The organism is Streptomyces sp. NPDC002232 (assembly GCF_042890295.1).
Classification (GTDB): Bacteria; Actinomycetota; Actinomycetes; order Streptomycetales; family Streptomycetaceae; genus Streptomyces.
This window is the reverse complement of sequence record NZ_JBIARV010000003.1, coordinates 1,013,177-1,034,241: the sequence shown is the minus strand read 5'-3', so window position 1 is coordinate 1,034,241 and position 21,065 is coordinate 1,013,177. Positions and strand designations below refer to the sequence as shown.

Genomic DNA, 21,065 nt, shown 5'->3' with positions numbered 1-21,065 from the left:
GACTAGCCCGGCGGCAGGTCGGGCCTCGCCTCAGGTCCGTGAGCGCCCGGCGCCGGGTTCCACCTCCACCTCGAACCAGACGGCCTTGCCGCGCCCCCGGGGGACGCAGCCCCACGCCTCCGCGAGCTGTCCCAGGAGGTAGAGGCCGTGCCCCGAGGGGCGGTCGGCCCGGTGCCGGCCGTGGGGGCGGGGGCGCACCGGGCTGGTGTCGCTGACCTGCACCCACAGCCGGCTCTCGATCCCGTCGAGTCGCAGTTCGTACGGGACACCACCGTGGGTGAGCGCGTTGGTCACGACCTCGGACACCAGCAGCAGTACGTCGGTGGCGGCCCTGCCACGGCCTCCGGCGGTCCCGAACCAGTCGCGTACGGCCTGCGCCGCGAGTTCGCGGCACTCCCGCACCACGCCCTCACCGGCGGTCAAGTCGTACCGGCGTGTCCGGGAGATGCTGGGCCGAGTCCTCGGACTGGTCATGTGGTGCGGGTGCCCTGCCCCGGCCGGGTGAACCGTGGGAGGCGCGGATTCCCGCGAGGAGGTCGTGGAGTCTCAGGGGCTCATGGAGGAGGAGGCATCCTGCACGCCGGAGTTCCTCCCGGCAGCCGGTGGCGGTGGGTCGCGACGAGCCGGTAGACGCGTCGGGCGACCCACCGCACGCCGGGCAGCAAGGACATGGCCCCCAGCGGCGCCCAGACCCCGCCCGCACTCAGGAGGGCCTTCGCCACGGCCCGGTCCCCTCCTTCCACCGGGCCGGCGGGCGGCACCCACAGCACCTCGTACGAGGCGCGCTCCGGGGTGACGCCCAGGGCGTCGAGGTCCGCGAACTGCCACGGGACGATGTCGCAGCGGGGCCGGACCACCCGCTCGGCGAACCGCGCCGATGTCGTGCAGAAGCCGCAGTCTCCGTCGTAGACGAGCACAGGCCGAGGACGCATGACTCCATCATCCCGCCACTTCCTCGTCCGTCGCGGATGCGGGGCGCCGTCGCCGTCCCCCTCCGGCCCGATGTGCGCGCCCTCGTGCGTCTGCCAGGCTTGTACGGGTGACGGCTGACGCACGACGGATCTCCCGCACCCCTGACGGACGGTACGTGATCGTCAAGGGCAGGCGCTGGCGGGCCACCGACCCCGACGTGCCCGAGGACATCGCCGCACGGCTGCAGTCGCATCTCATGAGCGCCCGTCGTGCCGTGGGGGCGGCGCTACGGGCCCAGGACCCGGAGGCCGAACGCGCCGCCCGACACCGGGTGCACACGGCGAAGCTGGCTCTCGGGGAGCGCGGCACGCCCTGGTGGGACCAGAGCGGGACGGAGCGCCGCACACGGTGGAGCGAGGGGCTGGCGGCGCTTGACGGAGAGCATCCGAATGTTTGAAACCGACGCGGTGGTGCACTCGCAGGTCGAGAGCAAGGAGCCGCCGCCCGGGACGACGGCTGGGGCCGCTCCAGGCCTCTGACAGCTGCCCGACCGAGCCGAGCGTCAGGAGGATCGGGTGAAGAACAGATCGAGCCACCACCACCGCCGCCGACGCCGCCGGATCTCCCGATGGAGACCGAAGAGCGTCCTGCGCCGGAGCCTCGTGCGCGTCACCAAGTGGGAGCTCAGCCTGATGGTCTGGAGCGCCCGGATGACCGTCCGGCGGGCCCTGCACACCGTGGCGGCACCGGCGACGATCCGGCACAGATGACGGGATCGGGCGCATCCCGGACGGGACCGCGCGAGGACCGGAACGAAGGGCGGCGCACTGCGGGAGCGGGGGGCGCGCCGCACGGCCTGGCGGGCGGAAGGAGGGCACGGAGGACAGGCTTTCCGGAGTCGATCGGGGGTACGCGCGGAAGTGCTGGTCGCTTCCAGCACGTCGGAACGTCACATCGGGAGACAGAAGGAATCATGGGAATTCTGGCTTGGATACTCCTCGGGCTCCTCGCGGGCGTCATCGCCAAGATGCTGATGCCGGGCAAGGACCCGGGCGGCATCATCATCACCACGCTCATCGGCGTCGCGGGCGCGCTGCTCGGCGGGTGGTTGGGCAAGGTCATCTTCCACGTCGACTCCGTCGACGGTTTCTTCGAGGTCTCCACCTGGATCGCGGCCATCGTCGGGTCGCTCATCCTGCTCGCGGTGTTCCGCATGGTCTCGTCGCGCAGATGACGTCGGAGCGGATCCCACGACGCAGATGACGCGCCGGCGGTCCGTGTCCGATCCGCACACGGCCGAGCGGCCACTCCTCCCCTGTCGGGTGAGGGGTGGCCGCTCGGCCGTTCGGCGCCGTCGCGACCGTTACGCGGCAGGGCCGTCGCGACCGTCACGCGGCAGGCAGGAGGCCGACCACGGGTGTGGTCGGCCTCCTGCCTGCCGTGGATCAGTGCCGGAACGCGTCCTTCGCCTTCTCGCCGGCCTGCTTCGCATCGGCGACAGCCTGCTCGGCGCGCCCCTTGGCCTCCAGCCGCTCGTTGCCGACGGCTTTGCCCGTGGCCTCCTTCGTCTTGCCCTTCACGGACTTGCCCATGTTCTTGGCCTTCTTGCCAGCGGCCATGTGCGTCACCTCCAGAGAGTGCTAATGGTCCGCTACCCACATATTCACTAAGAAAGCATGCTCATTCGGACACGCTCGACTCACTCAGTGACTGAGGGAATCGAGCAGGGGCTGCCAGTCGATGTGACGCCCCTCCGTACCCTGCGGGACCAGGCGGAAGGTGTCGCGTACGAGACGCGCGAGCTGTTCCTGCCCGCACCTGACCACGGCGCAGTGACCGGCCACTCCGAGCCGCAGGTGGAGCATGCCCCCGGGCGCGGGCGTGACGCGGACCTCTCCGTCACCGGTGGCGCCGAGGACCCCCGCGAGAAGCATCTCCCGGTCGATGCGCCACAGGACGGGCGCGTCGCCCGGGAGGTGGAAGAGGACGCTCAGGGCGAACGGGTCACGGGAGCTGTAGCCGACGGTCGTCTCGACCTCGACCGCTACGTCCGCGCTGAGCAGCTCCATGACCATGGACCGGGTGAGGGAGCGCGGCGTCGGGAGCTGTTCGACGGGGAGCTGGGGCATGGTGGTCCTCCGGCTGAGGGCGTGACGGGTGGCTGCGATGTCCACCTGACCCGCCACGGCCCGGTTACACCTCGCGCCCGCACCTCGGCTGTGCCCATGGTGGTGTGCTTTCGTGAAGACGAAGGACACACAGGGCCGGGGACGCGGAGACAGCACTGTGAGGGCCTCGGACGCGATGGGTACGGGAAGCCGACCTCAGGGCACACCTGACGCCGTCTGGTTTCGCCCCGTCCACCCGGGGAAGTCGCGGGCGTGACGCAGCCGTGGGGTCGGGCGGTTCCTTCGGTCCGATCGCCGCGCCCCTCGTCGGTCCGCCCCTGGAGGACCGTTGTCTCGACAGGAGTCGGTGACATGCTTTTCGATCGCGATCGTTCTCGGTCCCGTTCTCCGGATCCGGACCGCCTGCTCCGCATCTATCTGAACGACCACTACGCCGGGTCCTCCGCCGGTGGCGCGCTCGCCCGCCGCGCGGCCCGCGCGAGCGACGGCCGGCCCGCCGACCCCCGGCTGCGGGCGCTGGTCGGCGACATCGCCGACGACCGCCAGAGCCTGGTGCGGATCATGACCGCACTCGACGTTCCCGTGATGCGGGTCCGGGCCCTGGTCCTGCGCTGTGCCGAGACGGTCGGCCGGGCAAAGCTCAACGGCCGGCTCGTGACCCGTTCGCCTCTCAGCGACGTGCTCGAACGGGAGGCGCTCCTTCTCGCGGCGCAGGGAAAGCTGGCCCTCTGGCGGGCCCTCGGCGAGGTCGCACGCGGCGACGACCGGATCGACGTCGACACGGTGCGCCGCTTGGCACGCCGGGCCGAACGTCAGATCCAGCAGCTGGAGGAGCTGCGACGCGCCGCGGTGGCCGCCGCCCTGGCTCCCGGCGCCCGGCCGGCGCCTCCCCGCTCGACGGCCGAGGGTCCCCGACGGGCCCGTCTCCCGTGCGACCGGGTCAGATGGGTCACCTGAAGGTGCTACGGAGCTCCGGGGTCCCCCGGCCCCGGCGGGCCGGGGTTCGGGGGCTCGGGGGTGGGCGCGCCGGGGTCCGGCGGACCGGGCGGGACCGGTTCGGGACCCGGCGGGACGGGGTCGGGGCCGGGCGGTACGGGCTGGGGACCCGGCGGCACGGGCTCCGGCCTGCCGGGCGGCACCGGCTCCGGTGGGCCCGGGGGGTGCGGCGGGGCGGGCGGGGGCACGGGCGCGATGTCGGGGTCGGGCGGCAGCGGAACGGTGTCCGCGGTCAGCGGGAGCTGGCCCCCGCGCTCGTACCGCAGACTCGGTACGGCGCTCGTTCCTCGGTTCATGGTCACACCTTCCTCACGTGCGGTCGTGCGGGTGCACCTCGACGGTGATCGCCTCGGCCGCGCCCACTCGCCCGAGCGGCGTCATGTGACGCGCCGTGGAGACCGGTGCGGTCGGCACGGCCCCGGGCGCCGAGCCCGGCGAACGCCGCCGCGCGGCCGCGGCCGCCGATCACGACGTGTCGTGGTGCGATTCCCACATCGTCCATGTCCCTCCGGCTTTCCGCGATCTCGTGACGCAAACGGCCGCCGCCGGGTGGTTCACTCCGCCTCCTCCCCTCCGTGCTTGGTTCCGTCCATCCGGGACAGACGGCGGTCCATGGTGATCCTTTCGAGGTCCGGGTGGGCGGCCCCGACTGCGCCCGGCCCGACGACATGGCTCTGCTCAACGTGTCGGCGATGAGCTTCGGTGCCCTGTCCGACCGGGCGAACGCGGCCTCGACGTCGAGGCCTCGAACCGGGGCAGCTCCTCTCCGCCGCGTCGATGCCGACCGCCTGGGCCGGCGACCGGAACGCGGCTCATCACGACCGGTTCACGCTCTCGTGAACCGTCCTCCGTCCTTCCTGAAGGGAGACCCCACCCCATGACTCGTACCGTCGCGCAGGTGATCGTCGACGGCCTCGCGGACCTCGGCGTCGGCCACGTCTTCGGCGTGGTCGGCGACGCGCTCAATCCCGTCACCGACGCCATCCGGACCACCGAGGGCATCGACTGGACCGGCTTCCGGCACGAGGAGGCGGCGGCCTTCGCCGCCGGCGCCCGGGCCCAGCTCTCCGGCGAACTCGCGGTCTGCATGGGCACCGTGGGGCCGGGGTCGGTGCACCTGCTCAACGGGCTGTACGACGCGGCCAAGAGCGGTGCGCCCGTCCTGGCGATCTGCGGCCAGGTGCCGCTGTCGGAGCTGGGCGGAGACTACTTCCAGGAGGTGGACAACGACCTCCTCTTCCGGGACGTGGCCGTGTACCGGGCCACCGTGACCTCGCCCGCCCAGATGCCGCGGCTCCTGGAGTCGGCGGTACGGGCGGCGGTGACACGGCGGGGCGTGGCCGTGCTGACCGTGCCCGGGGACATCGGCGACCAGCAGGTCGACGAGGACCGGCCCGTGCGGTTCGCGCTCCCCCGCCCCGCCGTGACCCGTCCCGACGACCCGGCGCTGGCCGAGGCCGCCGAGGCGATCGCCGCCGGGTCCCGGGTCACGCTGCTCGTGGGGCGCGGCGCGCAGGCCGCCCGCGCGGAGGTGCTGCGCACCGCCGAGCTCCTGGCGGCCCCCATGGTGCTGACCCTGAAGGGCAAGGAGGGCTTCGAGGAGGACAACCCCTACGAGGTCGGCCAGACCGGCCTGATCGGGAACCCGGGCGCCTCGCACGCCATGGACAGCTGCGACACGCTGATCATGCTGGGGACGGACTTCCCCTACCGGGACTGGTACCCGAAGGACTGCCGTGTGGTGCAGGTCGACGTGCGCGAGGAGCACCTCGGCCGTCGCGTCCCGGTGGACGTCGGCCTCACCGGGGACGTGGCCGCGACCCTGCGGGCGCTGCTGCCCCTGCTCACCCCCGTCTCGTCGCGGGAGCACCTCGACGAGACGCGCGAACGGTACGCGCGCTGGGAGGAGGGGCAGGCGGACCTGGCCGACCCCGCCCACGACACGCGTCTGCTCGGTCGCGTGCGGGCGATGTTCGACAACCGCGAGGAACAGATCCGCCCCGAGGCCCTGGCGGCCTCGGTCGACCGCCACGCCGCGCACGACGCGATCTTCACGTCGGACACCGGGATGGCCACGGTGTGGCTCTCGCGGTTCGTGCGGATGCGCGGCACCCGCCGGCTGATCGGCTCCTACAACCTGGGGTCCATGGCCAACGCGATGCCCCAGGCCATCGGGGCGCAGCTCTGGGCGCCCGACCGCCAGGTGGTCGCCTTCTGCGGCGACGGCGGCCTCGGCATGCTGCTGGGCGACCTGATGACCATCCGCTCGGAACAGCTGCCGGTCAAGCTGGTCGTCTTCGACAACCGCCGTCTCGGCATGGTCAAGCTGGAGCAGGAACAGGCCGGGCTGCCCGAATTCGGCACCACCCTCGACAACCCCGACTTCGCCGCGGTCGCGGAAGCCCTCGACCTGACCGGCATCCGCGTCACCGAACCCGGCGAACTGGACGAGGCCGTCCGCCGGGCGCTGGCCCTTCCCGGCCCGGTGCTGCTGGACGTCCTGACGAACCCCGAGGAGGTGGCGGTGCCAGGCAAGCCGACGGTGTCGCAGGGCTGGGGCTTCGCCATCGCCAAGATCAAGGAGAACCTGCCGTAGGTCGAGGAGCGCGCACGGGCGCGCCGCCGGTCCGGACAGCGGTCCAGGATCGGCGGCGCGCGTGCGTGGGGCCGGGTGGGCGGGACGGTGGTCGGGGGCGAGACGGCCGGCAAGGCCCCCTGGGGCGGTGGCGGTGTGCCCGGGTGCCCGGGTGCCCCTCAGGAAGTACCCGCGTACGGCACGTACCGTCCGAGGTGTCGTGGCATGCGTGGGGGCCCGCATCCCAGCCGGGTGCGGGCCCCACACGGATGCCGACGCGTTCACGGCACGGGGGGCCGTGGATCGCGCGGCGTGAGCGTGTCCCTTCGCTCACGGTTCTTGTGCCCCGGCGCCCGGAATCCATGCCTCCCTTTTTCGGGCGGACCGCGCGGGCCGGGGACCGCGGCCCCGGGTGGGGCCTTCGGACAACCTCAGAGCAGGTCGCGCCGTTCGGTTTCGGTGACCGTCGGCGCCACGGGCGGCACGACCATCCGGCGCCGCCGGAGGACGCTCGTGTAGACGGCGGTCCCGAGGAATCCGACCGCCATCAGGATCAGACCGACCAGGTCGAGGTCGACGGCGTTGATGTTCCAGTCGGTGGCGAAGGTCAGGATGGCCCCGACGGCGATCATGATGATGAACACTCCCAGACCCATGTGAGGGCTCCCTCCCTGGCGGATCGAACAGCGTCCGCGTACCCGGGTCTGCAGTGATCATGCCAACGTCCCGTACCGGAGAATCCTGGCCGCCCCGCTCCCCGCCAGGGCGTCCGATGGTGGCTCGCCTGGCGGATTTACCTTCTTCCAGGGGATGTTCATGGACCGACGGGGCACGCGTCTGCCGCGAGCCCGCGCACGCACCGGCGGGCGACGCGCCGTCCGATCCGCCCGTCGGCAGCGGCCGACCCCAGCCCCGGGAGAACCGATGCAGGTCCGTGCGACGCCTTCCCCTCCGCATCTCATACGGAGCGCGGGCGCCGGACGTTATCGGCTCGACCGCCCCCTGGGAAGCGGCGGCGCGGCCGACGTGTTCGAGGCGCTGGATCTGAGACTGCGCCGCCCGGTGGCGGTCAAGGTGTTCCGCCCCGAGGACTCCGGCCGGGCCGGTGCGCGGCACGGCGAGGAGGCCCGGCTCCTGGCGCGGATGCACCATCCCGGCGTGGTGAGGCTTTACGACACGGGTGACGACGAGGGCCTGCCCTATCTGGTGATGGAGCTCGTCCGGGGGACGACACTGCGGGAGCGCCTTCGCAGGACGGGTGTCACGCCCGCGCAGACCTGCCGCATGGGCGCGGACCTGGCCTCCGCTCTCGACCACGTGCACACCCGTGGGGTCGTCCACCGCGACGTCAAACCGTCGAACGTCCTCCTGGACCGGACGGATACCCCGCACCTGTCGGACTTCGGCATCTCCCGCCGCTTCGACGAGCCCTCCGATTCCGTGTCCGAGGGCGAGGCCGACGGGGCGTTCATCGGGACCGCCTCCTACATGGCGCCCGAGCAGGCCCTGGGCCAGGACGTGGGGCCGGCGGCCGACGTCTACAGCCTCGGCCTGGTACTCCTCGAAGCGCTGAAGGGCGAGGCGGAGTTCGGGGGCGCGCCGCTGGAGGCGGCGCTCGCCCACCTGCACCGCTCCCCTGTTCTTCCGCCGGATCTTCCGGCGGGTCTCGCCGGTCTGCTGTCGGCCATGACCGCGCGGTCGCCGGAGGCCCGGCCCGACGCGGCGACCTGCGCCCGCGTCCTCGCGGCCCCGCAGGACGGCGGACGCTCCTCGCGGCCGGTCTCCGGGCGGATCTCATGGGGCCGGCCCGCGGTGCGACGCGTCACCGGGGTCCCGGCCGAAACGCTCGTCACCCGCCCCCTCAGCCGCGCGGCCGAGGCAGCTGGCCCCACGGGCCTCCCGGACGTCAGTGACCGAGCTCGCGCTTGAGTTGGGCCTTGTTCATGGACGAGCGGCCATGCAGGTTGCGGCGCTGGGCCTCGGCGTAGAGCTGGTCGTAGGTGAGGCCCTGCGCGCCGCTGTGCGAGCGCAGCCCGCCGCGCCGACCGGAGGAGATGTCCTCGGTGGAACTCTTGCTCGCCGTCTTGGACTCGCCCGCGCGGGCCCTCTCCTTGTTGACGGTCCGCGCCGCGATCTCCTTCGCCCGCTCGGGGCTCTCGCCGCGCTCCTCGGCACTCTCCTTGATGTGCTCGTACTGTCGCTCACGCTTCGGGCTGGATCCTCGGGGCATGACGGACTCCTCTCCTGGACGAGGGAAGCGGGCGCTGCGCGCCGTGGCCGATCAGGATGGCGTCGCGCGTCTACCCACCCCCCACGTTCGCATTCGCCGTGCCCCGGCGCCCGCGCTCGGCCGCACTCCGTCCCGATTCACAGGGAGGCAATCGAATAGAGCGCGGCAGAGTGGGCAACCGACCTATCAGAAGCGTTCCCCCGACCGGCGCGCCCCGCGACCGGACCACGAACGCACTCAGGTCGGAAACAGAAATGGGAGGACATCATGATCGTCCTTGGTCTCATTCTGCTGATCGTCGGCTTCGTCACAGGACTCAGCATCCTGTGGACCATCGGCATCATCCTGCTGGTCATCGGAGCCGTCCTGTGGATCGTGGGCTCGCTCGGCCACGCCGTCGGCGGACGCAAGCACTACTGGTAGCGGCTGCCCCCACGCGGGATTCCGGCCCCGTCTGGGGCTCAGCCAGGGGTACGGGGTTCGTGGCGGTCTGCGTGATCTCCTAGTTCACGAGGCACGTCGGCAGGCCGCCACACCCGCCGTACCACGGCTCACGAAGTCAGCAGGACCATGCCTGTGCGGGCATGGAGCGCACCGCGCAGGGCACGCCCAGCACGTAGGAGGTGCACCATGGGCACCGACGCCGCGGCCACGGATCGCCCGCGCACAGGTTCCGCATCCGGACAGAGTGTGGTCCGGGTGAGCGGTGAGATGGATTTCGAGCACGCGCGGGCGCTGACGGCCTCGCTCACGGCGGCTCTGGAACAGGCCCCTGCGGGCGCGATCATCGTCGTCGACCTGCGGTACTCCTCCTTCTGCGACTCCTCGGGGCTCAACGCGCTCCTGGCGGCCAGGCGGCGAGCGCTGCGGAAAGGACAGCGCCTCGTCCTGGCGGCGCCCAGCCACCAGATGATCAGGCTGCTGGAACGCACCCACACGGACACCCTCTTCACCTACGTCCCCGCCGTGACGGACTGATACGTCCGTCCCTGCCGCCGAGACCGACTGAGCGGCTTGCGGGGAACTTTCCTGTCACGGACCGATCCCCGCCCCGCCACAGAACACCGCCCCACCCCCCGACCGATTGAGCCGCGCCCGGCATCTTCCGGACCGCACGACCTACCTGCGCTTGCACATATAGCGCGCATGCAATTATTGTCGAAGCATGCAAAGGGATCGTTCAAGCAATTCCGGGAAGGGGCCGACCATGCCGCTCGCCCTGCTCGCTCTGACCGTCGGGGCCTTCGGCATCGGTACGACCGAGTTCGTGATCATGGGGCTCCTGCCCCAGATCGCCACCGACTACGGGGTCACCATCCCCACCGCCGGCCTGCTGGTCACCGGCTACGCGCTCGGCGTAGTCGTCGGCGCGCCCCTCCTGACCGTCCTGGGCAACAGGATCAGCCGCAAGAAGATGCTCATGGCCCTGATGGGCCTGTTCGTCCTGGGCAACCTCGCCTCCGCCCTCGCGCCGAGCTTCGAGCTGATGCTGGCGGGCCGCGTGATCGCCTCGCTCGCGCACGGCTCCTTCTTCGGCATCGGCTCGGTCGTCGCCGCCGGACTCGTCGCCCCGGACAAGAAGGCCGGCGCCATCGCCACCATGTTCACAGGGCTGACCGTCGCCAACATCGTCGGCGTACCGCTGGGCACGTTCATCGGGCAGGCCGTGGGCTGGCGCGTCACCTTCGCCATCGTCGCCGCGCTCGGTGTGATCGGGCTCCTCGGCATCGCCAGGCTCGTGCCTCCCATGCCGCGCCCCGAAGGCGCCCGCGTCCGCGGCGAGCTGAAGGCCTTCCGCAACCCGCAGGTCCTGCTGGCCATGGCCATGACCGTGCTGGGCTTCGGCGGTGTGTTCGCCGCGATCACCTACATCGCCCCGATGATGACCCACGTCGCCGGTTACGCCGACGGCTCCGTCACCTGGCTGCTCGTGCTCTTCGGCATCGGCATGTTCCTCGGCAACCTGATCGGCGGACGCTTCGCCGACCGCGCCCTGATGCCCCTGCTGTACATCACGCTCGGCGGCCTCGCGGTCGTGCTCGCGCTCTTCACCGTGACCGCGCACCACAAGGTCCTGGCGGCGATCACCATCCTGCTCGTCGGGGCGCTCGGCTTCGCGACCGTGCCGCCGCTGCAGAAGCGCGTCCTCGACCAGGCCCACGGCGCGCCGACGCTCGCCTCCGCCGTGAACATCGGCGCCTTCAACCTCGGCAACGCCCTCGCCGCCTGGCTCGGCGGGCTCGTCATCGCCGCGGGCCTCGGCTACACCGCCCCGAACTGGGTCGGCGCGGCCCTCGCCGGCGCCGCGCTCCTCCTCGCCTTCTGGTCGGCGGCGCTGGAGCGCCGGGGGCCCGCGAAGGACGCGGAAGCCGCCCGGGCCGCCGGGGTCACGGCGGCGGCCCCCACCCCCGTACCCGTACGTCACTGAACCCACCCGATCCACCCGCACCGCCGAGCGCGCCGCGCTCACCCCATCGAGGAGCACCCCCACCATGGCACCGTCCACCGTCCCCACCGTCACCCTGAACAACGGCGTCGAGATCCCGCAGCTCGGCTTCGGCGTCTTCCAGGTCGCCGACGACGCGACGACCGCCGCCGTGACGACCGCGCTGGAGGCCGGCTACCGCAGCATCGACACCGCGGCCGTCTACGGCAACGAGGCCGGTGTCGGCCGCGCCCTCGCCGCGTCCGGACTGGCCCGCGAGGAGCTGTTCGTCACCACCAAGCTGTGGAACGCCGACCAGGGTTACGACTCCACCCTGCGCGCGTTCGACGCCGGCCTGGCCAAGCTCGGCCTGGACCACGTCGACCTGTACCTGATCCACTGGCCGACCCCGGCCCGCGACCTGTACCGCGAGTCCTGGCGCGCCCTGGAGCGTCTCGCCGAGGAGGGCCGGATCCGTGCCGCCGGCGTCTCCAACTTCCAGCCCGAGCACCTGCGGCGGCTGATGGACGGCTCCGCGCTGACCCCGGCCGTCAACCAGATCGAACTGCATCCCGCGCTCCAGCAGTCGGAGCTCCGCTCCTTCCACGGCGAGCACCGTATCGCGACCGAGGCCTGGAGCCCGCTGGCACAGGGCGCGGTCCTCGACGACCCGGCGATCGTGACGATCGCCGCCGCCCACGGCAAGTCGCCCGCCCAGGTCGTCATCCGCTGGCACCTCCAGCTCGGCAACGTGGTCATCCCGAAGTCGGTCACCCCGGCCCGCATCCGCGCCAACCTCGACGTCTTCGACTTCGCCCTGAGCGAGGAGGAGATGGCGGCGATCGCCGGTGTCGACCGCGGCCTGCGGACCGGTCCGCACCCCGACGAGCTGAACTGACCCCGGAAGCGCCCCGCACGTCGTCAGCCGGGCGCGGACGTCCGAGAGGACCCACCGCGCCCCGCCCTCCCTCTCCCCCACCCCCACCGAGAACCCAGAAGGCAAGCTTCATGTCCCTCACCGACATCCTCCCCGGCCGGCTCGGCTTCGGCACCGCTCCGCTCGGCAACATGTTCCGCGCCATCCCCGAGGACGAGGCCCTCGCCACCGTCGAGGCGGCCTGGGACCAGGGCATCCGTCTGTACGACAGCGCCCCGTTCTACGGAGCGGGCCTGGCCGAGGAGCGTCTCGGCCGGGTGCTGGCCGGGAAGCCCCGCGACGCGTACGTCCTGTCCACCAAGGTCGGGCGGGTCGTCCTCGACGAGCACGAGACCGCCGCGCGCGACCTCGGCGAGAAGGGCGGCCTCTTCGAGCACGGCAACCCGAACAGGTTGGTCCACTCGTGGACCGCCGAGGCCACCGAGCGCTCCGTCGAGGACAGCCTCAAGCGGCTGGGAACCGACCGGCTGGACATCGTCTGGGTCCACGACATCGCCCAGGACTTCCACGGCGACCTGTGGCTGGGGAAGTTCGAGGAGGCCCGCACCGGCGCCTTCCGCGTCCTGTCCCGGCTCCGCGACGAGGGCGTCATCAAGGCCTGGGGCCTCGGCGTCAACAGGACCGAGCCGATCGAGCTGACGCTCGCGCTCGACGAGCCTCGCCCCGACGGCTTCCTGCTCGCCGGCCGCTACACGCTCCTCGAGCACGAGCACGCCCTGGAACGGCTGCTGCCCATGGCCCGGGAGCAGGGCGTCGACATGGTCGTCGGCGGGCCGTACAGCTCCGGCATCCTCGCGGGCGGCACGCACTTCGAGTACCAGCAGGCGCCGCCGGAGGTCATCGAGCGCGTCGGACGGCTGAAGGCCCTCGCCGACCGCCACGGCGTCGGGATCAAGGCCGCCGCGCTCCAGTTCTCCCTCGCCCACCCGGTCTCGGCGGCCGTCATCCCCGGCGCCACGCGCCCGAGTCGCATCGCCGAGGACGTCGCGGCCCTCGACGAGACGGTCCCGGCCGCGTTCTGGCACGACCTCCGCGCGGCCGCTCTGGTCAGCCCGGCCGCACCGCTCCCCCACGGCGCCTGATCATCCCGCGCTCGTCGCGTCGGGCGCGTCGAAGTGCGGGTCCGGGCGGGTCCACAGCGTGAGGTCGCCGCTGGTGGCGACCGCGAGGGTCAGGCCCGAGGGCGAGAATCCGGCCGCGCGGAGCTCCGAGTGGTCGGAGTGGAAGACATGCCACCACGTGCCGCCCGCGGGTCCTCGGTGGGCGCCTCCGTCGGCGGAGAGGATGACGCGGTCGTGGGGCCAGTCGGGGCTCACGACGTCCAGGGTCCAGCCGTCCGGCGTGGTGCGGTGCAGGCCGCCGCCGAAGAGCCCGGCGATACGGACCGCCCGGCCCGCGATCGGACCGAGCCCGGGGCAGGTGAGCTCGGGCGCCGCGTCCGGAGTGCTGGTGTCGGGGTCGGGGTCCCGGTCGCGGGCGACCGTCTCGCCGGTGACGGCGTCGAAGACGCCGTGGCCGGCACCGGACACAACCATCACGAGGTCGTGACCCGTCCCGGGATGGACCGCGAAGCCGATGCCCAGCAGGCCCCCGACCGAGGTCGGGCGGTTCCACACCGGCTGCCACGGCGCGGGGGCCGGCATGACGGTGGCGGTGAGGTAGCGCGCACGCAGCCTCTGCTGGTACTCCGTGATCATTCCGTCTCCTGGGCGCGTCTCGGGCTCTGTGGCGCGGGACGAGGTCAGACCTGCTCGGGCGCCGCGGTGTCGGGACGTGGTGTCGTCCTTCTCCTGCGGTAGAGCACCGGGCCGCACGCCGCGAGGAGGAGGACGGCCACGGCGGTCACCCCGAGGGCCGTCCGCTCGGCGAAGAGCCTTCCCAGGACTTCGAGCGCGCCGATTCCCACGGTCGCGTAGATCAGCGCCCAGGCGGCGCCGCCCACGAACAGGGCGGGGAGGTAGCGGGGCAGCGGCATGCGCATGGTGCCCGCCAGGAAGTTGGCGGCGGTCTGGAAGCCGACGGTCAGGAAGGAGACGGCCACCACGGGCGCGCCCCACTTCTGGATCGCCCGCTCGGCACGCTGGAACTTCTCCGACGAGATCCGGTCCGCGAAGCGGCTGCGCCGGGCACCGGCGCCGGCGAGCCATCCGACGGCGAACGTCCCACCGGCGCGCAGCAGGATGATGACGTAGAGCGCCCCGGCCGTGAGCGCGACCTTTTCCACGGCGCCTCGTCCTCTCTGCGGTTCCGCCGTATGAATTCCCGCCCGCCGCACCGGAACCCGAACCCGCTGGCCGGAGTTCCGCACGCCAGGCAAGGTCAGCCTAACCTAAGGCACCACGGCTGGTACACGGCGCCCACCGCCCCGAAAACACACCATGACCGGAGTGGAGCAGGGCGGACCAAGATTCCCTGAAGCGAAAGCAAAGCGAAAGCAATCCGGTCGATCGTGCGCAAGGCTGTGCTCCGCGGGGGCGGACGACCGCTCGCGTCATCCGGAATCATGGGGGAAATACGTGAACTGGTATCTCGAAGTCCTCAAGAAGTACGTGGTGTTCACAGGGCGGGCGCGTCGCCAGGAACACTGGATGTTCTTACTTTTCAACATCATCGCGGTGATCGTCGTCGTGGTGGTCGACCTCGCGATCGGCACCTTTCCGCTGCTCTACCCGATCTACTTCCTGGCCGTACTCCTGCCGCACCTGGGCGTGACAGTCCGCCGCCTGCACGACACCGGACGTTCCGGCTGGACGGTCCTTCTCGGTCTGATCCCCCTGATCGGCGCCGTCATCCTGATCGCCTTCCTCGCCACCGAGGGCGAGCGGAACGACAACGCGTACGGGCCCAGCCCGAAGCCCGCCACGGCGTACTGACGGACACGCCTGCCCTCGCCCCCGGCGGCCGAGGGGGCGAGGGCAGGGCCTGGGCGATCCGTCAGCAGGGGCGGATCTGGAAGACGGGGGTCCAGCTCGCGGTGCCCGTGGACTTGGCCACGTTCGACCAGCGCTCGCTGCCGTCCGAGTTGTAGAAGCGGGCGCGCGTGCCGGGGGTCTGGTTGTTGTTGAAGGTGCCGTCGCCGATGCCGTCGAAGCTGTAGAGGCCACAGCGGTAGTAGTCGTAGGTGCGCCCGCGCCCGTCCGTGATGCACAGGTGGCCGTCCCCGCAGGCCAGGGCCGTCTCGGGCGAGGCCAGATCGCGGGTCTCGGAACGGCCGGGGACCTCCAGGGTGACGGTGCCGCCCGCGGTGGCGAGCCGGTTCGCGGAGATCTGACGGGCGTGCGGATCCTCCGCGAGGAACGAGTCGACCTGACGCCGGAGCTCCGCTGCCTGCCCCTCGGAGAGTCCTGCGGCTCGGGCCTGCCCGGCATAGGCGGCCGGCGCGGCCGAGGCTTGGGCGGACAGGGCGGGGCCGGCGATCAGGGCGACGGCGGCGGTCATGAGCGCCAGGGTCTTGCGCGCGGACATGAGGTGTCCCTTCTGCTTCCTGCATGCGGAAAGGCGTCCCGATCCCACGCCGGGCCGCCCGGACAACGGAATTCACCCTTCCACGGCCGGAGCGGCCTCTGAAGGACGGAACCGGTCGGCCGGAGCGGCCGTCGAACCGCCCCCTCCGCATCCGGCGGCACGACAGCTCCGTCCGTCTCGTACACGCGTGCACGCATCGATGCATGAGACAACGATTCTTCCCTGGCGGGACACGGGCTCATGCGACCGCCTGCCGGGAGGCCGCGCAGGGTCACCATGAGTGGCGGAATTGCGACGGAAAGTGATCGACGCATCCCGGTGAAAGGCTCGCGCGGCGGGCCGCGTCGGTCTTGCGCCACCCGGTCCCGCTGGAGTGGTCTGTCCTCCATGAAGAAGAGAACTGTGTGGGCACTGAGCACGGCGCTGGCCGTGGCACCCCTTCTGGCGGCGGGCGCCCCTGCCGTCGCGTCGCGCGCCGCCGCCCCCTCGCCCCCCGTCGACTCCGTACGCGTACGCGGGGTGGACCTGGACACCGTCACGATCCCCGAGTTACAGGCGCGCATGACGCGCGGGTCCCTGACGGCGTCCGAGCTGACGTCGGCGTACCTGCGGCGCATCAAGACCATCGACCCGAAGATCAACGCGGTGCTGCGGATCAGCCCCACGGCGCTGAGCCAGGCGGCCGCAAGTGACCTCAGGCACCGTCACGGGAAGGTCCGCGGCCCGCTCGACGGCATTCCCGTGCTTCTGAAGGACAACGTGAACACCCGCGACATGCCGACGACCGCCGGGTCGCTGGCGCTGGCCGGAAGCCCGCCCGGCTCGGACGCGGAGCTGGTCGGGAGGCTGCGTGCGGCCGGGGCGGTGATCCTCGGCAAGACGAACATGTCCGAATGGGCCAACTTCCGTGCCGCGAGGCCGACGTCGGGCTGGTCGGCGGTGGGCGGGCAGACCCGCAACCCGTACGTCCTGGACCGCAATCCGTGCGGATCGTCCTCCGGCTCGGCAGCCGCCGTCGCCGCGTCCCTGGCGCAGGTGGCGATCGGCACCGAGACGGACGGCTCCATCGTCTGCCCGGCCGGGATGAACGGGGTGGTGGGTCTCAAGCCGAGCCTGGGGCTGGTCAGCCAGTCCGGGGTCGTCCCGATCTCCGCCGAACAGGACACGGCCGGCCCCCTGGCACGCAACGTCGTGGACACGGCGATCACCCTCGCGGTGCTACGCGGCCACCGGGGCGGAAGCCGGGTCCCGGGCGACGACTCCGGCCGCGCGGAGGCCGCCCCGCCCGGGGCGCGCCCGCCCGGCGCCGGGCCGGTCCGGGACGGGCTGCGCGGCGACGGCCCGCCCGGAGACGGTCTGCGGGGCAAGCGGATCGGCCTGTGGCGCCTCCCCTCGCTCGGCGCCGACGTGGACGCCCTGATGACCCGGACCGCCGCCCGGCTGCGGGCGGCCGGGGCCCAGGTCGTCGAGGTGACACCCCCGTACCAGGACCGGCTCGCCGAGCTGGAGTTCCCCGCCCTGCTGAGCGAGTTCCACCGGGACATCGACGCCTACCTCGCCTCCCGCGAGGGGCCGCGCGATCTCGCCGCGCTGGTCGAGTTCAACCGTACGCACCCGGCCGAGCGGACCTGCTTCGCCGGCCAGGAACTGTTCGAGCAGGCCTTGGTCGCGCCGCCCACCACGGACCCGGGCTACCGGGCGATGCGAGCCGAGCTGAGGGACCTGTCCCGGCGGTCCATCGACGAGACGATGGCCGCCCACGGCTTGGACGCCATCGCCTCCCCGGCGAACCCACCCGCGTGGACGACCGATTGCGCGCGGGGCGACAACGACGTGATCCCGTCGTCCACCCCTGCGGCGGTCGCCGGATATCCCTCCCTGTCCGTGCCCGCCGGATCCGTCGGCCCGCTGCCGGTCGGTCTGCTCCTCATGTCCGGCGACCGTCAGGACGCCGCACTGCTGTCCCTGGGAGCGGCGGTCGAACAGCGGCTCAAGGCCTGGCGCGCGCCCCGGTACCTGCCGTCCTCGGGACCGCGTCCGGCGGCATAGCCGGAGCGGCCGGCCCCGGACGGGGACGGCCGCTCCGAGGACCCGCGGCTCAGGAGGGCTGATGGGCCCACTTCTGGTTGGCGGCGCCCGTGCAGGTCCAGATCTGCGCGCGGGTGCCGTCGGCCGAGGAGTTGCCGGTGACGTCCAGGCACTTGTCGGCGGCGGTGTTCACGACGTCGTGTGTCGTGGGGTTGTACGCCCAGCGCTGCGCACCGGTCCCGTTGCAGGTGTAGAGCTGGGCCTTGGTGCCGTCCGCGGTGCCGGCCCCGGTGGCGTCGAGGCACTTGCCCAGGGCCCGGACACTGCCGTCGGCGGCGAGCGTCCAGCGCTGGGCCGAGGTTCCGTTGCAGGTGTGGAGCTGGACGGGGGTGCCGTCGGCGGTGGCCGCTCCGGCGACGTCGAGGCACTTCCCGGCGAGGCCGGTCAGCGGCCCGCTCGGCGCGCCGGCACTCGTACCGGCCCAGGTGAAGGTGGCGGTGGTCCGGGCGGGCAGGGTGTACGTGAAGGACTGGCCGCCCCAGTCGACGCGTACGGACTGGGAGGTCGAGCCGGCGTTGTGGGCGATGAGCGCCTTCGATCCGTCCGGGTTGCGCCAGGCCACGTTCGGGACGGCGGAGTCGGCGGTGGAGGCGATCCGGTACGCGCCGGGCCGGACGAACTTGGTGAGGTGACCGGTCGTGTAGTACTCGATCGTGTAGTCGACCTGTCCGGCGCGCGGGCCGCCCTCCTGGACGGTGATCAGGCCGGTGCAGGTGCCGCAGCCGCCGTTGTGCGGGCCCATGTCCTGGTTGAGCGCCAGGCTCCACTTCACCAGGCTGCCGCTCCAGTTCCGTGCGTAGCCGACGAGGTCCTTCAGGTCCTCGTCGTGCTGGTTCGTGATCCAGGTGCCACCGGAGTGCTCCGTGCTGAACTGCCGCACGGACGGGTACTGGTCGTGGACCTGGCTGCCGACGGCCGGGTCCCCGGCGTACCCGTGCCAGGCGATGCCGCCGAAGAGGGGGTCGTTCCGCACGCCGCTGTCACCCAGGACGGCCGCGCCGAAGTTCGCGTAGTCGCCGTAGTTCCAGTCGTGCACGAGGACCTTGGTGGTGATGCCGGCGGCGCGGAACGCCGGGTAGACGTGGTTCTTGGTGAACTCGACGAGTCCCGAGGGGTTCCAGCTCATGCCGGGGTAGTTCATGGCGGTGGGGTTGCCGGCCTGGCAGCAGTTGGGCTCGTTCTGGACGGAGAGGTAGTCGACCTTGACGCCGGCCGCCTGGTAGCTCTGGATGTACTTGACCAGGTACTGGGCGTAGAGCGGGTAGTACTCCCACTTCAGCCAGCCCATCTGGTCCATCCGGCCGTTGTCCTTCATCCAGCCCGGAGCGCTCCATGGCACGGCCTTCACCCGGAGCGCGGGGTTGAGCTGCTTGGCCTGGGCGGTGAGCAGCCGCACGTTCGTGTCGTAGCCGTTGGTGCCGAAGTCGGCCAGGTCGCAGCAGGTGTCGTCGAGGGAGACGTTCCCCGGCCGGGAGAGGTCGGACGCGCCGATCGGATTGCGGACGAAGGAGAGTCCGATCCCGTCGGTGGGCGAGAACAGCTTGCGCATGACCTCGTCGCGGGTCGCGGCGCTGATCGCACCGCCGCGCAGGAGATGGGCGGTGGTGTCGGTGATGGACGCCCCGGCACCCTCGAACTGCTGGTAGGTGACGGACTCGTCGACGGTGATCGTGCGGTTCGCGCCGCCGCCGGCGGGGCCGAAGGCGACCGGCGTCTGCGGGGCGAGGCCCCGCGTGACGGTTCGGCCTCCGGCGTCGGAGGTGGTCGTCAGCCAGACGTCCACCCGCTCGCCCGCGGCCTGCGCGACTCCGGGGCCGGTGACGACGAGGCCGCCCGCGAGCAGGACACCAGACAGGAGGGCGGCGAGGCGGCGGGGGCGTGCTCGCCCGCGATGGGCGTACGACGGAGAAGTGCTCAGCACCTGACATGCCTTTCGGTGGGGGACGTTCGCGGCCCGGCAGAACGGACCGGCCGAGGCGGGTCCGTCCGTGCGCACGCCGGGAGACGACGGCAAGGCTTTTATCAAGGTGTGAAGTTATGAAGGAGCCGGACCCTCCGTCAACCCCTCGCGCACGCCAACTCCGCACGGGGACAGGTGTGTTCGACGGTTTGTCGACCATCGCCCGCGAGCCGAGTCACGGACACGACAAGGGCGGACCGGTCGATCGGAGCACCACCCGGGCCGACGCGCACTCCCCCACCCGCCGTGGCGACCACTGGACATGCTGGACAGCTGTCCAGTTATTATGGACACCTGTCCACTAAATCGAGAGGTCCCCCTCCATGGAAACCACAGCCAACGTCCTGGTCGGGCTCGTGGCCGCGCTCCACGCCTACTTCCTGGTCCTGGAGATGTTCCTCTGGCAGAAGGGGCCGGGCCGCAAGCTCTCGGGCTTCGACGCCGACATGGCCCGGGCCACCGCGCCGCTGGCCGCGAACCAGGGCCTCTACAACGGATTCCTGGCCGCGGGGCTCGTCTGGGGCCTGATCGCGGACGACCCCACCGGCTTCCGGGTCCAGGTCTTCTTCCTCGTCTGCGTGGTCGTCGCCGGCCTGTACGGCGGAGTCACCGCCAACCGGCGGATCCTCGCGGCCCAGGCCGCCCCCGGCGCCCTCGCGCTCGCCGCCGTACTGATCGCCCGATGACCGCCCCGTCCGCAGATCCCCGTACGGCGCGGACCCGGGCCAAGCTCGGCCGGGCGCTCCTGGAGGAATGCGCCCTGCGCCCGCTCGCGGACGTGAGCGTCGCCGCGCTCGTACGCCGGGCAGGGGTAGGGCGCGCCACGTTCTACCTGCACTACGCGGACCTAGAGGCCCTCGCCGTCGACGCCTGCGCGGACATCGTCCGGGAGGCCGTGGACGCCCTGCACGCGTGGCGGGGCGTCCCCGACCCCGAGGCCCCTCCCGCGGCCCTGCTGACGTTCTTCGAGGACATCGCCCCGCACGCCGCGCTCTACCGCGAGCTGCTGCGCCCGGGCGGCAGCGGCCCCCTCGGCCTCGTGCTCCACCAGGACCTCCGGGCCCGGAGCCGATCCGAGCGCGCGCTGGCCGGCGCCCCGGAACCGGACCTGGTCGCCTCCGCGGTGGCGGCGACGTTCGCGGGAGTCCTCGGCGACTGGCTGCACGGCCTCATCGACGCCACCCCGGACGAGATCGCCCACCGAGTCTGGCGCCTGCTCATCTCCCTGCACCGCACGCCGCTCCGCGCCTGAGGAGGGCAAGGATTCCGAGGGCGCGCTCGCGGGGTGAAATCCGTTTGCCGGGGCCGCGCGGGCACTGCTACGTTGCCGGTGGCCGTGCGAGAGAAC

General features: G+C 72.1%; 25 protein-coding genes. 15 read left to right on the top strand and 10 right to left on the bottom strand.

The window, feature by feature from the left end; genetic code table 11:
- Positions 1 to 30: 30 nt before the first annotated feature.
- Together ACFYXU_RS17110 and ACFYXU_RS17105 are read right to left on the bottom strand one after the other, a co-directional pair.
- Complete coding sequence (locus tag ACFYXU_RS17110) at positions 31 to 423, bottom strand: ATP-binding protein (protein WP_389458213.1); 393 nt, start codon at positions 421 to 423, stop codon at positions 31 to 33.
- Between the two features lie 131 nt (positions 424 to 554).
- Complete coding sequence (locus ACFYXU_RS17105; RefSeq protein ID WP_389458211.1) at positions 555 to 932, bottom strand: thiol-disulfide oxidoreductase DCC family protein; 378 nt, start codon at positions 930 to 932, stop codon at positions 555 to 557.
- Positions 933 to 1,087: 155 nt separating this feature from the next.
- Between ACFYXU_RS17105 and ACFYXU_RS17100 the strand changes: the two genes are divergently transcribed.
- The 3 genes from ACFYXU_RS17100 (at position 1,088) to ACFYXU_RS17090 (ending at position 2,146) form a co-directional block, all read left to right on the top strand.
- Entirely contained in the window at positions 1,088 to 1,369 is a 282-nt protein-coding gene (locus ACFYXU_RS17100) for a hypothetical protein (RefSeq protein WP_389458209.1), read from the top strand.
- A gap of 118 nt (positions 1,370 to 1,487) precedes the next feature.
- The gene (locus tag ACFYXU_RS17095; RefSeq protein ID WP_376517722.1) at positions 1,488 to 1,682 is read left to right on the top strand and encodes a hypothetical protein; all 195 of its coding nucleotides are present in this window, start codon (positions 1,488 to 1,490) and stop codon (positions 1,680 to 1,682) included.
- A gap of 203 nt (positions 1,683 to 1,885) precedes the next feature.
- Positions 1,886 to 2,146: a GlsB/YeaQ/YmgE family stress response membrane protein gene (locus tag ACFYXU_RS17090; protein ID WP_329857608.1), complete on the top strand. Its 261-nt coding sequence runs from the start codon at positions 1,886 to 1,888 to the stop codon at positions 2,144 to 2,146.
- Positions 2,147 to 2,357: 211 nt separating this feature from the next.
- Here the strand turns inward: ACFYXU_RS17090 and ACFYXU_RS17085 are convergent, their stop codons facing one another.
- Positions 2,358 to 2,531: a CsbD family protein gene (locus ACFYXU_RS17085; protein ID WP_361398202.1), complete on the bottom strand. Its 174-nt coding sequence runs from the start codon at positions 2,529 to 2,531 to the stop codon at positions 2,358 to 2,360.
- A gap of 84 nt (positions 2,532 to 2,615) precedes the next feature.
- On the bottom strand, positions 2,616 to 3,041 hold the full coding sequence (locus tag ACFYXU_RS17080) for an SsgA family sporulation/cell division regulator (RefSeq protein WP_376507791.1): 426 nt from the start codon (positions 3,039 to 3,041) through the stop codon (positions 2,616 to 2,618).
- A 351-nt stretch (positions 3,042 to 3,392) separates the two neighbouring features.
- Between ACFYXU_RS17080 and ACFYXU_RS17075 the strand changes: the two genes are divergently transcribed.
- Both ACFYXU_RS17075 and ACFYXU_RS17070 read left to right on the top strand, forming a co-directional pair.
- The gene (locus tag ACFYXU_RS17075; protein WP_376507792.1) at positions 3,393 to 3,998 is read left to right on the top strand and encodes a hypothetical protein; all 606 of its coding nucleotides are present in this window, start codon (positions 3,393 to 3,395) and stop codon (positions 3,996 to 3,998) included.
- Between the two features lie 916 nt (positions 3,999 to 4,914).
- On the top strand, positions 4,915 to 6,633 hold the full coding sequence (locus tag ACFYXU_RS17070; protein WP_389458207.1) for a thiamine pyrophosphate-dependent enzyme: 1,719 nt from the start codon (positions 4,915 to 4,917) through the stop codon (positions 6,631 to 6,633).
- A 410-nt stretch (positions 6,634 to 7,043) separates the two neighbouring features.
- Here ACFYXU_RS17070 and ACFYXU_RS17065 read toward each other — a convergent pair whose 3' ends face one another.
- Positions 7,044 to 7,268, bottom strand: a complete 225-nt coding sequence (locus ACFYXU_RS17065; protein WP_376507796.1) for a DUF6458 family protein — start codon at positions 7,266 to 7,268, stop codon at positions 7,044 to 7,046.
- A gap of 370 nt (positions 7,269 to 7,638) precedes the next feature.
- Here ACFYXU_RS17065 and ACFYXU_RS17060 point away from each other — a divergent pair, with 370 nt between their 5' ends.
- Positions 7,639 to 8,541: a serine/threonine-protein kinase gene (locus ACFYXU_RS17060; RefSeq protein ID WP_389458205.1), complete on the top strand. Its 903-nt coding sequence runs from the start codon at positions 7,639 to 7,641 to the stop codon at positions 8,539 to 8,541.
- Here the strand turns inward: ACFYXU_RS17060 and ACFYXU_RS17055 are convergent.
- Positions 8,519 to 8,842 carry a plasmid stabilization protein gene (locus tag ACFYXU_RS17055; RefSeq protein WP_376507798.1) on the bottom strand — a complete coding sequence of 108 codons (324 nt, stop codon included), beginning with the start codon at positions 8,840 to 8,842 and terminating at the stop codon, positions 8,519 to 8,521. The genes ACFYXU_RS17060 and ACFYXU_RS17055 overlap by 23 nt on opposite strands.
- A gap of 267 nt (positions 8,843 to 9,109) precedes the next feature.
- On the opposite strand from ACFYXU_RS17055, the gene ACFYXU_RS17050 reads away from it, so the two are divergent.
- The 5 genes from ACFYXU_RS17050 (at position 9,110) to ACFYXU_RS17030 (ending at position 13,286) form a co-directional block, all read left to right on the top strand.
- The gene (locus ACFYXU_RS17050) at positions 9,110 to 9,265 is read left to right on the top strand and encodes a DUF6131 family protein (RefSeq protein WP_361398184.1); all 156 of its coding nucleotides are present in this window, start codon (positions 9,110 to 9,112) and stop codon (positions 9,263 to 9,265) included.
- A 147-nt stretch (positions 9,266 to 9,412) separates the two neighbouring features.
- The gene (locus ACFYXU_RS17045) at positions 9,413 to 9,820 is read left to right on the top strand and encodes an STAS domain-containing protein (RefSeq protein WP_389458203.1); all 408 of its coding nucleotides are present in this window, start codon (positions 9,413 to 9,415) and stop codon (positions 9,818 to 9,820) included.
- Between the two features lie 229 nt (positions 9,821 to 10,049).
- A complete protein-coding gene (locus tag ACFYXU_RS17040) occupies positions 10,050 to 11,270 on the top strand; it encodes an MFS transporter (protein ID WP_389458201.1) in 1,221 nt (406 codons plus the stop codon).
- Positions 11,271 to 11,334: 64 nt separating this feature from the next.
- A complete protein-coding gene (locus ACFYXU_RS17035; RefSeq protein ID WP_389458199.1) occupies positions 11,335 to 12,165 on the top strand; it encodes an aldo/keto reductase in 831 nt (276 codons plus the stop codon).
- A 110-nt stretch (positions 12,166 to 12,275) separates the two neighbouring features.
- On the top strand, positions 12,276 to 13,286 hold the full coding sequence (locus ACFYXU_RS17030) for an aldo/keto reductase (protein ID WP_389458197.1): 1,011 nt from the start codon (positions 12,276 to 12,278) through the stop codon (positions 13,284 to 13,286).
- Here the strand turns inward: ACFYXU_RS17030 and ACFYXU_RS17025 are convergent, their stop codons facing one another.
- Together ACFYXU_RS17025 and ACFYXU_RS17020 are read right to left on the bottom strand one after the other, a co-directional pair.
- A complete protein-coding gene (locus ACFYXU_RS17025) occupies positions 13,287 to 13,901 on the bottom strand; it encodes a hypothetical protein (RefSeq protein ID WP_389458195.1) in 615 nt (204 codons plus the stop codon).
- 44 nt (positions 13,902 to 13,945) lie between these two features.
- Entirely contained in the window at positions 13,946 to 14,428 is a 483-nt protein-coding gene (locus ACFYXU_RS17020) for a DedA family protein (RefSeq protein ID WP_389458193.1), read from the bottom strand.
- Positions 14,429 to 14,720: 292 nt separating this feature from the next.
- Here ACFYXU_RS17020 and ACFYXU_RS17015 point away from each other — a divergent pair, with 292 nt between their 5' ends.
- Positions 14,721 to 15,077 carry a DUF805 domain-containing protein gene (locus ACFYXU_RS17015; protein WP_376507807.1) on the top strand — a complete coding sequence of 119 codons (357 nt, stop codon included), beginning with the start codon at positions 14,721 to 14,723 and terminating at the stop codon, positions 15,075 to 15,077.
- Positions 15,078 to 15,138: 61 nt separating this feature from the next.
- Here the strand turns inward: ACFYXU_RS17015 and ACFYXU_RS17010 are convergent, their stop codons facing one another.
- Entirely contained in the window at positions 15,139 to 15,669 is a 531-nt protein-coding gene (locus ACFYXU_RS17010; RefSeq protein WP_389458191.1) for a hypothetical protein, read from the bottom strand.
- A 387-nt stretch (positions 15,670 to 16,056) separates the two neighbouring features.
- Here ACFYXU_RS17010 and ACFYXU_RS17005 point away from each other — a divergent pair, with 387 nt between their 5' ends.
- Positions 16,057 to 17,718 carry an amidase family protein gene (locus ACFYXU_RS17005; protein WP_389458189.1) on the top strand — a complete coding sequence of 554 codons (1,662 nt, stop codon included), beginning with the start codon at positions 16,057 to 16,059 and terminating at the stop codon, positions 17,716 to 17,718.
- A 49-nt stretch (positions 17,719 to 17,767) separates the two neighbouring features.
- On the opposite strand, the gene ACFYXU_RS17000 is transcribed toward ACFYXU_RS17005, so the two are convergent.
- Complete coding sequence (locus ACFYXU_RS17000; RefSeq protein ID WP_389458187.1) at positions 17,768 to 19,678, bottom strand: ricin-type beta-trefoil lectin domain protein; 1,911 nt, start codon at positions 19,676 to 19,678, stop codon at positions 17,768 to 17,770.
- 362 nt (positions 19,679 to 20,040) lie between these two features.
- Here ACFYXU_RS17000 and ACFYXU_RS16995 point away from each other — a divergent pair, with 362 nt between their 5' ends.
- Together ACFYXU_RS16995 and ACFYXU_RS16990 are read left to right on the top strand one after the other, a co-directional pair.
- Positions 20,041 to 20,403, top strand: a complete 363-nt coding sequence (locus ACFYXU_RS16995; RefSeq protein ID WP_389458185.1) for a DUF1304 domain-containing protein — start codon at positions 20,041 to 20,043, stop codon at positions 20,401 to 20,403.
- A complete protein-coding gene (locus tag ACFYXU_RS16990) occupies positions 20,400 to 20,969 on the top strand; it encodes a TetR/AcrR family transcriptional regulator (RefSeq protein WP_389405693.1) in 570 nt (189 codons plus the stop codon). Before ACFYXU_RS16995 ends, ACFYXU_RS16990 begins: the two co-directional genes overlap by 4 nt.
- Positions 20,970 to 21,065: the final 96 nt, after the last annotated feature.